The 12,746-nt window shown below is 38.6% G+C and carries 10 protein-coding genes; 4 read left to right on the top strand and 6 right to left on the bottom strand.

The annotated features are described in order from the left end of the window. Positions 1-12 precede the first annotated feature (12 nt). Positions 13-264 (bottom strand): transposase, encoded by a 252-nt coding sequence (locus DB42_RS11860; protein ID WP_044882181.1) that lies wholly within the window; start codon positions 262-264, stop codon positions 13-15. A gap of 43 nt (positions 265-307) precedes the next feature. After that, the gene (gene ispG, locus DB42_RS06085) at positions 308-2,224 is read right to left on the bottom strand and encodes a (E)-4-hydroxy-3-methylbut-2-enyl-diphosphate synthase (protein ID WP_044882180.1); all 1,917 of its coding nucleotides are present in this window, start codon (positions 2,222-2,224) and stop codon (positions 308-310) included. Positions 2,225-2,702: 478 nt separating this feature from the next. Here ispG and DB42_RS06080 point away from each other — a divergent pair, with 478 nt between their 5' ends. Further along, entirely contained in the window at positions 2,703-3,383 is a 681-nt protein-coding gene (locus DB42_RS06080; RefSeq protein ID WP_044882179.1) for a DUF4116 domain-containing protein, read from the top strand. Positions 3,384-3,889: 506 nt separating this feature from the next. Next, entirely contained in the window at positions 3,890-6,496 is a 2,607-nt protein-coding gene (locus DB42_RS06075) for an ATP-dependent Clp protease ATP-binding subunit (RefSeq protein ID WP_044882178.1), read from the top strand. 54 nt (positions 6,497-6,550) lie between these two features. On the opposite strand, the gene DB42_RS06070 is transcribed toward DB42_RS06075, so the two are convergent. Together DB42_RS06070 and sthA are read right to left on the bottom strand one after the other, a co-directional pair. After that, the gene (locus DB42_RS06070; RefSeq protein WP_044882177.1) at positions 6,551-7,072 is read right to left on the bottom strand and encodes a hypothetical protein; all 522 of its coding nucleotides are present in this window, start codon (positions 7,070-7,072) and stop codon (positions 6,551-6,553) included. Beyond that, the gene (sthA, locus tag DB42_RS06065; RefSeq protein WP_238579004.1) at positions 7,059-8,465 is read right to left on the bottom strand and encodes a Si-specific NAD(P)(+) transhydrogenase; all 1,407 of its coding nucleotides are present in this window, start codon (positions 8,463-8,465) and stop codon (positions 7,059-7,061) included. Before sthA ends, DB42_RS06070 begins: the two co-directional genes overlap by 14 nt. A gap of 172 nt (positions 8,466-8,637) precedes the next feature. Here sthA and DB42_RS06060 point away from each other — a divergent pair, with 172 nt between their 5' ends. After that, positions 8,638-9,075 (top strand): hypothetical protein, encoded by a 438-nt coding sequence (locus DB42_RS06060; protein WP_044882175.1) that lies wholly within the window; start codon positions 8,638-8,640, stop codon positions 9,073-9,075. Between the two features lie 113 nt (positions 9,076-9,188). Then, a complete protein-coding gene (gene rpmB / locus DB42_RS06055; RefSeq protein ID WP_039385022.1) occupies positions 9,189-9,464 on the top strand; it encodes a 50S ribosomal protein L28 in 276 nt (91 codons plus the stop codon). A 562-nt stretch (positions 9,465-10,026) separates the two neighbouring features. Here the strand turns inward: rpmB and metG are convergent. Beyond that, on the bottom strand, positions 10,027-12,078 hold the full coding sequence (gene metG, locus DB42_RS06050) for a methionine--tRNA ligase (protein WP_044882174.1): 2,052 nt from the start codon (positions 12,076-12,078) through the stop codon (positions 10,027-10,029). A 53-nt stretch (positions 12,079-12,131) separates the two neighbouring features. After that, positions 12,132-12,743 carry a hypothetical protein gene (locus DB42_RS06045; RefSeq protein WP_039385051.1) on the bottom strand — a complete coding sequence of 204 codons (612 nt, stop codon included), beginning with the start codon at positions 12,741-12,743 and terminating at the stop codon, positions 12,132-12,134. Between the last annotated feature and the right edge of the window lie 3 nt (positions 12,744-12,746).

Here is a 12,746-nt window from a genome sequence, read left to right as displayed (position 1 = left end):
CTGGTAGAAAATCTAGAATAGACTTTCCTTGTCGATAAAGAGTTTCGGTATAGCTATGCAGCGCCTCCCTCCATCTTTTGCCATAGGTAGGCTACCTAGACATAACTTACGTACAATGACAAGATTTCTTAAAGATTCTTCAGCAGCATTATGGGTCATAGGAATAGCAGGGTGTTCCAAGTAAGCATGGAAATGTTTGATCTGCTTCAAAAGCTTATGGCAAAATCTCTGCAATTTCTTTGCATTAGTTATAACCGCACTCAACCTGCTTTTATCACTTATAGAGCCGAAGAAAGTTTTCCTGCCGTTATGTTAAGCAGGGCTCTTGCCATTTGCCATATGATTTGAGTAATTCCACCAACTTATCATCAGCTTCAGCGAAAGGAATATTTTTTTGGACACATTCTTTGCCTACATATAGATCGATCATGCCTGCCTTAGACCCTACATAGCCGAAGTCAGCATCAGCCATCTCCCCTGGGCCATTGACAATGCAGCCCATAATAGCAATCTTGACTCCCGGCAGATGTGAAGTTCGCTCACGTATCCTTTTAGTCACTTCCTGAAGATCGAATAAAGTTCTGCCACAGCTGGGACAGGAGATAAAGTCGGTCTTAACCATGCGCATACGAGCCGCTTGCAAGATACTAAAACTTAAATGACGCAAATAATTAATATCATAAGGGGCCTCCAACCATATTCCTTCTCCAAGTCCATCGCAAAAAAGAGCCCCATATTCCATTGAAGCTTGAATCACCAGATCTTCTTGGCTGCCGCTATATTGAAAGTTAAGGATGACGGGAATACCGATCTGGTTTTGCTTTAGCCAATCAAAAAAGCGTCGTGCTTTAAAAACGCGAGAAGAAGAGGGACGAAATATAATCAAGGAAGGCTGTAAAGAAGGAATAGCTTCCCATTCGTCAGGAGATTCATCACTAAGGGCGAGTGCCCAAGAAGTTTGAGAGTTTAACAAAAACTTATGCTGATTAACATATTGACGAGCCTCTATCAGATTCAATAAAGGCACTACTCCTTCTTGAGAATGAGAAGAAAAAATGCTTATTCCTATTTCCTGTAAAGGTTGCAGCACCTGCTTGTAAAAGTCGCCATCCGGAATAATAAGGCCATCTATTGAAGAGATTTTAGGTTGAGGCCGTCCCAATTGTACCTCACAACCTAGATGCTGATAAAACAAGGCATCTTCTTGATTGTTTTTAGAGGCAGAGACCCAAACTGTGCCATCTTTATGCATGCCGATGTGCTTTGGATAAGTAATTGCACGCCTTTCAATATTCTGGAAATCCCGACAGCGCTCTTCAAAAATTAGCTCATTTTGTTGAGAATATTCTTGAGTAAATTTAATTAAACGTCTGCAAGGATCAATCTCATGCCAGGGATCCTCTGTCAAAGACACCCGAATAGTATCTCCAATCCCATCTAACAGTAAACTCCCAATTCCCATGGCAGATTTTATCCTTCCATCTTCCCCTTCGCCAGCTTCTGTAACCCCTAGGTGTAAAGGATAGTCCCACCCTAATTTGTACATCTCTGCTACAAGTAAGCGATAAGCCAAAATCATGACCTGAGGATTAGAAGATTTCATAGAAAATATAAAATCATGGTAATCATTTTTGCGACAGATTCGTGCAAACTCCAGAGCAGACTCTACCATTCCTGCAGGCGTATCTCCATACCGGTTCATAATTCTATCGGAAAGAGAGCCATGGTTAGTTCCGATGCGCATGGCGCGCTTCAAGCTTTTACACTTTTCTACTAAAGGGGTAAATTTTTCTTCAATTTTCAGTAATTCTTGAGCATACGAATAGTCATCATAATCGATCACCTTAAAGCTTGCTCTTTTATCGACAAAATTGCCCGGATTGATACGTACCTTATCAACGAAATCTATCACCCGCATAGCAGCCGGAGGAAAAAAATGGATATCTGCCACAAGCGGGATCGAATATCCTTTTTGAAGCAAGCCATTTTTTATGGCTTCGCAGCTGTCAGCTTCTTTCATACCCTGTACAGTCACGCGAGCAATTTCACAACCAGCATCGGCTAAACGCATAATTTGCTGGGTTGTCGCTTCAACATCTCGTGTATTGGAAGTCGTCATAGACTGAATGCGAATAGGATTGTTACCCCCCACTCCTACAGGGCCAACCATCACCTCACGTGTCGGGCGTCTTTTCAGCTGTGCAATGGATTCGCAGTATTTCATGAAATATACTCACTATAAAATTTCCTTTAAGCCATGAATTCTATCTTGATAATCCTAATATTGCAAGCAATCCTTCAAGAGGATAAGGATAACCCTTAAAAGCTTTTTACTCTTTTATTATTAGCTTTAAAAATTGAAATATGATTGGCTCTTCGGAGATTTAGATGGTAAAACATTTCTCTAAGGAGAAAAATAGTTAAATAAACCTTTTACCGCGTAAACCTCCGAAGAGCCAATCAATTATCTATTTTTAGAAAACGTACAATCCATCTATTAAAAGTAAATACCAAGGCAAAAGCAGGGATAGAGATAAAAGAGCAAACCACTGAGATAGGAATTATAAGATAAAAATGCTTAATAAAATCTTTGTACAATTTTCCTGTAAGTTAAACTGCTTATATCTTAAGCTGCTTTATTGATTTCAAATAGGATTATTTTTAAAATGTAATCTACAAAAATTGATAAGCAAAGGGTTGCCATGCGAACAAATTTTTTATCTAACACCTGCCGATTTATCGTTAATAAGAGCGACTATTTGCCTTTTGTTAGTACTCTAACTAATTTAGCCTATATCTTTCAAAAAGCTGTTGTTTTACCTATCAAGCAAAAAGAGAGTATGCCTAAAAGCTCCTACTATAGTCACCTTAGTCAAAAAAGCTTTGGGCGCTGTATAATCTTGTTGCTCCCTGTATTAGGAAATATAATCGTTGGAATTTATGACTTTGCTCATAGAAAAAATTACAATAAAAATACCGGGATAGAGCCAACCCAGTATAATGATGGCCCATCTATCCCTGCCAATCTACCACTTGACAACGATATAAAAATAAATCTTACCACTAAAGAGCAAAACCATTCGGATCTTGAGCATACTAACGAGGCTCCACTGTTTGGAAAAGTGTTTTATCAGGCGTGCCTTGAACTTGTCCAGAAAGATGGTTTGGTCCTTAAGTATACTCCTACGTTTCGCAATCATAAAGAATTCGTTCTTGCTGCTGTACGGCAAAATGGTCTGGCGCTAGATTATGCTAGCCAAGAACTTCAGAACGATCGAGAGGTGGTGCTTACCGCTGTTCAACAAAATGCTTCAGCCGTTCGGTATGCTAGCCAAGAGTTTCAAAATGATCCGATAATTATTGCCCTAGCTACAAGCAAATAAACTTACAAAAAGCTAAAGTCATCGCTTAAGTACGAAATCTCTTCCTAAAAAATCCTCTTTAGTAACCAGGAGAGGAAAAACTTTATTGTAATTAATGCCGGGAGTTTAGCCATTTGGACCAGGTCGAAAGCAAAGAAACATACTTAGGCTAAAAGTTTATTGGCTATTAGCATACAAAGCCTTTATAAAATAAAGAGATTTTGCCTCCCCCTTTTATATCTCGTGGCCGCTTACTGTTTTTAGGTATCTGCTTAAGAGAGCGACTAGAAGTGATTTTTTCTTTCTTACAAAGAGATAGCTTCTCATAAGCTTTTTGCTCGTTTGAAACAAACCAAGGAAATTACTAAAGGGATAAATACAATCCTCCCCTGCTTTTCATGTAAAGGGGCTAACAAAAAAATAGCAAATCAAGAGAAATAAGTCTTAAACGCAAATGTTTTTCATATTGACAAATGCCTAAGTTATCCGTAAATTGATACTTCCTATCTTACAAGCGGAGAGTTGAAATGGCACAAAATTTCACAGAAGCCGTCATAAAAGCGTTAGAAGAAGCTTTCAAAATTGCTCAGCAACATAACAATACAGAAGCCACTGAAAATAATCTGCTTAAAGCTTTTTTAGATGATCCGCAAGGTTATTTCACTTCTATTCTTACGACTCTTAATACAAAGCCGCAGGTATTAATAGAAGAAGTGCAGCGTGCTATCGAGCAACAGCCTACTTATGCAGGCTCCCCTCAACCTCCACAAACCGCCCGTAACTTACAGATGCGCATTGCTGATGCTCAGAACATAGCTAAGCAAATGAATGATACTTATACCAGTAGTGATCATTTTTTACTTTCTTACTGGAAAAATGGTGGAGAACCTTTTAACCCTTGGAAACAAGCTACAGGCATTTCTTTGAAAAATGTTGAGGAACAAATTAAAAAAATTCGAGGAGCGAGACATATGGATTCGCCTAACGCAGAAGCAAGTTTACAAACCTTGGAAAAATATTGTAAAAATCTTACTCAGCTTGCTAGCCAGGGCAAATTAGACCCTGTCATTGGCCGGGATGAAGAAATCCGACGTACTATGCAAATCTTAAGTCGCCGCACTAAAAACAATCCCATGCTGATTGGGGACCCAGGAGTTGGAAAAACAGCTATAGCCGAAGGGTTAGCTCAAAGAATTATTTCCCAAGATGTGCCTGAATCCCTCAAGAATAAGCAGTTGTTAGCCCTCGATATGGGTAGTTTAATTGCGGGTACCAAGTATCGAGGTGAATTTGAAGAACGTTTAAAAGGCATTTTAACTGACATTGAAAATAGTGAAGGGCGCATCATCTTATTCATTGATGAAGTTCACACTCTGGTGGGAGCAGGTGCTACAGAAGGGTCGATGGATGCTGCTAACCTACTGAAACCTGCTCTTGCGCGCGGTACTCTCCATTGCATTGGAGCAACAACTCTTAATGAGTACCAAAAGTATATTGAAAAGGATGCCGCCTTGGAACGCCGCTTTCAGCCTGTCATGGTCCAAGAGCCTACTTTAGAAGATTCTATAGCTATATTAAGAGGTCTACGCGAACGTTTTGAAATCTTTCATGGCGTACGTATTACTGAATCAGCTATTCATGCTGCAGTGTTCTTATCCTATCGTTATATTACTGATAGACGCCTACCTGATAAAGCTATCGATTTGATCGATGAAGCTGCTAGCATGATTCGCATGCAAATTGGAAGCCGGCCGTTACCTATTGATCGTAAAGAACGGGAGCTAAGTAGCTTAATTGTAGAACAAGAAGCTTTGCGACGTGAAAACAGTCCTTCTTCTAAAGAGGAAGCTGATAAGCTTGAAGCTAGAATTGCTCAAATCAAAGAAGAGTTAGCTGTTTTAAGAGATCAATGGAATCATGAGAAGAAACTTATAGAAGAAGTACAAAAGAAGAAAAATGAGCTTGAGCAGCTGCGATTTTATGCCGAAGAATTAGAACGCAAAGCTGATTATAATAAAGTAGCTGAAATACGTTATAGCACGCTCCCTAAGGTGGAGGCAGAAATTACTGCTATTCAAAGTAAGCTCAATGAAAAAGTGGCTCGCTTACTACAGGAAGAGGTAGATGAAAATTTAATCGCCCATATCGTTTCAAAATGGACCGGTATTCCTGTCAGTAAAATGTTAGAAGGAGAAGCCGAAAAGCTTCTTAAATTAGAAGAAGTGCTAGCAAAGCGCGTCGTAGGTCAAGAGCTTGCCGTCACTGCCGTCAGCGAAGCTATCCGACGTTCTCGCTCAGGCTTAAGTGATCCAGGGCGCCCTGTAGGTGTATTTCTATTCCTAGGTCCTACAGGGGTAGGAAAAACTGAGTTGGCTAAAGCGCTTGCTGAACAACTTTTTGATCAAGAAGATGCTATTATTCGCTTGGACATGTCTGAATATATGGAGAAGCATAGCATAGCTAGAATGATAGGCTCTCCTCCTGGCTATGTGGGATATGAGGAAGGAGGACAATTAACAGAAGCTATACGAAGGCGTCCTTACGCAGTGGTTTTATTTGATGAGATTGAAAAAGCCCATTCTGATGTCTTTAACCTTCTTTTGCAAATCTTTGATGAGGGCCGCATTACAGATAGTAAAGGAAGAACAATTAACTGTAAAAATGCTATTTTTATTATGACTTCCAACATTGGCTCGGATTTGCTATTAGAAAAGCTTGAGAAAAATCAAACGGGCTTATCTAAAGAGCAAATTTTATCTATTTTACAGCCTGTAATAAAAACTTATTTTCGACCAGAATTTATTAACCGCTTAGATGATATCCTTCCCTTTCTGCCTTTGCAAGAAAAAGACATGGAAAAAATTGTCGCTCTTCAGCTTAAACAGCTCGCTAAACGTTTAAAAGACCGAGATGTTAATTTAGAATGGACTCCAGAAGTTTTAAGTCATCTTTCTCGCGAAGGTTATGATCCTTTATTTGGGGCAAGACCCTTAAAACGCTATATTCAAACAGAAGTGATCAACATGCTTTCTAAAGCTATTCTTGAGGGCAGGATTCCTTCGAAAAGTTCTATTGAATTATATATGGAAAAAGACAAGATTGCGTTTAGAATAAAAGAAGGTCCTAAACCTTAAGAAAAAGAGCCAAGGTCAAACACCGACCTTTGAACTCTTTTGCTCACCAGAATCTTAAGGTCCTCTGTACCTAGTAAATTCTTGCATCCAGCGGTTATTAACAGATTCACCAGTAAGGAGAAAATACATTAATATCAGCCCTATCCCGTAACTGAGATGGAAAATGCCCACAAAACAGCCTAGCGTAAAGACTAGCATTTTCTTAAAACATCTCCAGGCAAAAGAGGCTTGTTTATTCACTCCAACAGATTGACGTAACAATATCAATGAAATTGTCCCTATGCCCAATGTCATGATTAAAGCTAAAATTGAGCCCAACGCCATCACTAATGTGGCTAAAAAGGCTAACATTCTTAGATAAGAAGGATAATTTCCTTGGGACAAAGATTGAACGGATTCAAATATCTCCCCCGGATTTTGACCTGGGTCGAAACTAGCTTTTTCAGCCTCCTCTGTTGAAGAAGAATTTATATCCAAAAAAACATATTCGGTAATCTTTCCCTCATTGTCTTCTTTTAAAGGCTCGCTATCCCTAGCTTCTCCTCTTCTATCTGATTTCTCTTTATTGTTTGACATCGACATACTTTTTATAACTAATTTTATTAAATCCATTGAGAGCAGCAATGCGATAGCCTTCCGCATAAGTAGGGTAATTAAAGACCTGATCAATAAAATAATCTATTTTTGCATTAAAGCTCATGGCCACTTGCCCAATGTGGATAACTTCTGTAGCACTTCGTCCAATAATATGGACACCCAAGATTTCTAGTGTCTCGGCATGAAAAAGGATTTTAAACATTCCGGTATTACTTCCTACAATATGGCTGCGGGCGATCTCATAATAATAAGCTCTTCCTACTTCATAGCGAAAGCCCATCTCTCGCAACTCATCTTCATTATAGCCGCAACTTGAAATTTCAGGTATAGTATAAATACCGATAGGGTAAAGATTAGGAAATAAACGATGATGCACACCAAAAGCATGGCGCGCTGCTAGACGTCCTTGCTCCATACTAGTTGAAGCTAAGCAAGGCCCGCCAATCACATCTCCTACGGCATAAATATTAGGTCGTTCTGTCTGAAATAGCGCATTGACAGGAATATATCCTTTGTTATTAACGCTTAAGCCCGCGTTTTCAATATGTAAGCCATCGACATAGGCGCTCCGTCCTAGCGCAAACAGTAGGGCATCTGCTGATATCTCGGTACCATCCTTGCATTTTACATAAGCTTTATCATTAATACGAGCAATTTGAGCAGCCTCTTTATTTCCTAGAAAACGTAATCCCAAGTCCTTCAAGCAAGTTTGTAAAATAATGCCAATTTCGGGATCTAAAGAAGGTAAGATATGGTCTTTTTTATCAATGACTGTAACCTCGGTTCCTAAAGCAGCGAAAAAGCTTGCATATTCTGAGCCAATAATTCCTCCTCCTAATACAATGAGACTGGAAGGAACTTTTTCTATCCCTAAAAGACGCGTTGAGTCAAAAATAACATCGTTATCGAAAGGTATATTATTAGGATTTCTGGGCTTGGAGCCGGTAGCGATAACAACAAACTCAGTGTTAATTTGATAAAGTAGCCGATAATCATCATCCATAACAATCAACATGCGAGGATTTTCAAAACGTGCTGTTCCATAAATTAGACGAATACCATTTTTTCTTAATTGCCGATAAACAGTGCTTCTTTCTTCTTCAATCACTTTATGTAGCCGTTGGTTCAGTTGAGGAATAGAAACCTCTTGTAAGGCAAATTCCCCGCTATTAAATCCCCTCTCATAAAAGCGGGTTAAATCAATAATTGCTTCCCTAAGAGATTTAGAAGGAATGGTACCTGAATACAGACAGTTTCCTCCCGGTTCGGGTAATTTATCAATTACAATTACTTTTTTACCTAATTTGGCTCCTTGAATTGCTGCTTTTTGTCCTGCTGGGCCTGCGCCGATGACCACTAAATCGACTGTCATTTCTTCCATTCAAAAACTCGCATTGTTTAATAGGTTGGTAGGATAATGAGATATGCCTTGTAAAGATTAGACTTTATCTAGGCGAGATATATTACAAGAATGTAAGTTTGTCAAATATAAATTTTAATGATAAGATAAAGCTAGCAAGTCATAACAAAAAATGAGTGGTCTTATGCCTAAAACTAATTTTACTAAAGTGGAAGAGTCTTTAATCCAAGGGCTTGACAAATTAAACATAAAAAAAATCATCGACTCTACCTCCAAGGATATTAACGAAAAAAGAGCGTTAGATGAAACCCGTATTAATAAAAGAAAAACTGCTATCTATATGATCTCTGAACTTAAACGTCTTCATAAAAATGATGAACGTATTTATCTAAAACTAGGTACTAATCTTTCCCATATAAAAAAAATGTTAGAACATCCTTTGAAGCTGAATGCAGAAGAATGGGGAAACGTATTAAAGTTGCTAGATAAAATTGAGGCCTACAAAAGAGCATTTGCACAAACTATAAAAGAAGTGAACAACGAAGAAATGGTAGAAAAAGAAAGAAAAAAGCAGAGCGATAAGCGCTTTAATATTCAAGAAAAGTGGCTTCCTATCGACTGAAATTTCTAATTGTATTTTCTAGGGTCTCCTTTATTATATTTTTCCTTGCTTATAACCCCTATAAATGCTAATATCCCCTTTTCAAATAATTACGCTTCATCGGAGTTACAGTTATGTCAAAAATCTGTACTGTTACAGGAAAAAAACCCGCCCGTGGTTATAAGTACACAATCAGAGGGATTGCTAAAAAGAAAAAAGGGATTGGTCTTAAGGTTACTGGTAAAACTAAGCGACGTTTTCAGCCCAATCTTGTTTCTAAACGTATATGGTTCGGCGATGAAAAACGCTTTGTGACTTTACGCTTATCTACACAAGCTTTAAGAACTATTGATAAGGTGGGTGTCAGTACGATTATACGCCGCTTAAGAGCTCAAGGTCACACAGTTTAAAAAAAAGAGTGTAAGTTAAAGTTATTCTACAAACTTACACTCCTTGTAATTTTTTAATATTTATATGTCCCCTTATTCTCCTCCCAGCTTCTTCTCTTAGATTGAGTAGGCAGTTGTTCATCAATTGCTTTAAATCCAGAGAAAAAGATTTACCACCTTTTATCAGTCTTACTCATTTTTAATAGTTAGCTTTAGCTTAAAAGCAAGCAAAGCTACCCGCACGACTTTTGCAAGTTACTCATGAGAAGTTTATAGTGCTATTTTTTAAGCATGATGGTGTTCTTTTTTATGCGGAGCCCACCCATTAGGTAAAAAACAAAATAAAAATTCCTAGCTTTTAAAAAAGCGAAAAAATTTTAAGTTTCTCCTTAGCCATGCGGTTAGAATAATCCTTTTTAAACTCGAAGGGTACAATCTAAAAAATTTTTAAAATCTGGCTCTTTTCTTGAAAGTAGGTTTTTTATTAAGTAGATGTTTACCTAAAAAAAGCCTTTCAAAAAGATACCATGCCTGATTTATCTACAACCAGTTAACCATCGCCTTTTAAATTTAAAAGGAGAGCCTAGCTAACAACCGCACCAGGTGAAATATCTTGAATAGAAAGAAGTTCTAGTTTTTTCTCATCAGAGGCTGCTAAAAGCATTCCTTGGCTAATATTTCCCATTAAAGTGGCAGGCTTTAAATTAGCCACTACGATAACTTTCTTCCCAATTAATGCTTGCGGTTGATATTGTTGGCTGATCCCTGAAACTATCGAGCGAGTCTCAAAGCCAAGATCTACTTCTAGCAACAATAATTTTTTACTTTTAGGCAGGCTCTTTGCATCTTTGATTACTCCTACGCGTAAATCTAACTTCTGCAGCGCTTCAATCTCTACCATTTCTTTTAAAGGAGCGTAAACCATCTGAGAAGGATGATCTTTCTTTGCTTGCTCAGCTAGCGCCTGAAGATGATTGAGCTCCTTCTCAATCTGTTCATCTTCTACTTTTTTAAATAGTATCTGTGGCGTCTGAAGTTGCTGATGAGCAGGAATAGATGTATTTAAAATTTGAACCCAATTCCCCTTCTCTAATTGAGAAACATAGCCTAGAAGCTTCCACACTTTATCGGCTGACTCGGGAATGATAGGAGAAGAAATAAGTGCTAAGCATTTTAGACACTCTAAACAGCAGGCGATAGTAGTAGCTACCGCATGCTTACTATCAGGATTTTTTGCTTCCTTCCAAGGTTTTTTAGCATCGAAATAGACATTTCCTAGCTGGGCTAATTCCATAATTAATTGGCTAGCCCGGCGAACTTTAAAGGTTTCATAGCAGCAAGCGGCTTCATTGGCAAGTTTATTAATATTAAGTAAAAATTCTTCATCAATTGGCTCTAAAGCTTGCACGGCAGGCATCTGCCCTTCGCAATGATTTTTAGCAAATACTAAAACACGATTGACCAAATTTCCATACTTACCTAGCAGATCCGTATTGCAGCGCGACTGAAAATCTTTCCAGGTAAATTCCGCATCGGATGTTTCAGGAGCATTAGCAGCTAGAGTATAACGAATTTGATCTGTCGTATAATGATGAAAAAATTCTTCCAAATCAATAAACCATCCATCCGATTTGCTAAACTGCCTCCCCTCTAAATTTAAAAATTCATTGGCTGGGAGTTCATCGACTAGTTTAAAAGGTTGATTTTGCCCCATGGTCATAGCGGGAAATATAGCGGCATGAAAAGGGATATTATCCTTCCCCAGAAAATGAACCAATTTAGTATTAGGGTCACACCAATAAGATTTCCATAATTCAGGATCGCCTTCTTTTTGAGCCCATTCTACGCTTGCCGATATATATCCAATAGGAGCATCAAACCAGACATATAAAGCCTTTTGCTCCACTTCAGGTAAAGGAATAGGAATCCCCCAGCTCATATCGCGGGTAATAGCACGCGGGCGTAAATCCTCTATATAGCTTTTGATAAAATTTACAACATTGGGCTTCCACTGCTTGGTCTCCATCCATCTCAAAAGTCTCTCTTTAAACTTATCAAGGAGTAAAAACCAATGCTTGGTAGGGCGAAGGACTAAAGGTGCCTCTGACAGCTGAGAACGAGGATTAATAAGATCTGTGGCTTCGTAGCTAGCGCCACATTTGGGACATTCGTCACCTCGCGCCTGCGCAAATCCGCATTTAGGGCAAGTTCCCACGACATATCGATCGGCTAAAAATCGCTTATCAGCTTCAGAATATAGCTGGTCAGTAACTCTTTCTTCAATATATCCATTGGCCAGCAAGTCTAAAAAATACTGTTGAACTAAGGGCTGATGGCCTTCCCATGTAGTCCTGGAGTAATTATCAAAAGACACATTTAATTTTTTGAAAAATTCTCGATTAATCGTGTGATAAATATCTACATGTTCTTTAGGAGACCGGCCTGCTTTTTCAGCACCGATCGTGATAGCAATCCCATACTCATCTGAACCACACACATACAAAACATCATTTTGCATTAGGCGTTGAAAACGCGCATAGACATCTCCAGGTAGATAAGCACCAGCAATGTGGCCAAAATGGAGCGGCCCATTAGCATAAGGGAGAGCAGAAGTAATGAGTATTTTTTTTTGCATGAGATTATAATATTTCCTATTCAGTCAATTTTCCAAGCTAGGGGTACATCTATTCAGAAAGCACTTTTTGGTTTTTGAACCACTAATACTTCTAGATTAGTTAAAGGAACGATTTTCCATCCTAACAATATCTTCTTTTCCATATCCACATATAAAGGGCCAGGAACAGCTTGGGTATAAAACTTTTCCGCCTTACTAGGTGCAGCCTCGGGACTAGAATATTCAGTCTGAAAACCCTCTAATGAAGAATGAGCTGAGCGAATAACTTCTTGTTGATAAATAGATAAGCTTCCCCAGGATACATAATGGCCTGGATAACGCTTGTTAAGAAAGCTCCAATCCACTTTAATTGCCCCATACCAGGTGATAGCATTAGAGAAAACCCGCCTTGTTTCTCTACATAAAGCCGCTTTTTCTAAGTTAAACATGCGATTATCATATTGGTGCATTTCAAAAAGAAAACGTAAAACGCGCTCTTTGCTCTCGTAAGACAGATCTGAAGCACGTCTTAAAGGCATCTTCCCATAAGGACTTTGGCTGGGTGCTTGATTTATTACTTTATATCCAATAATGCCAGTTATTGCAGCAAACATAAGAGTCAATAAGATGGCTACACATAAATAAACAATGTAAGCATAATCAGCAGTAGGATAGGTCTCCAGCATTTT

Origin of the sequence: Neochlamydia sp. EPS4, assembly GCF_000813665.1 — a bacterium.
In the GTDB taxonomy this organism is placed as follows: domain Bacteria; phylum Chlamydiota; class Chlamydiia; order Chlamydiales; family Parachlamydiaceae; genus Neochlamydia.
The sequence above is the reverse complement of the archived record's forward strand: the minus strand, read 5'-3'. Positions and strand labels throughout refer to the sequence as shown.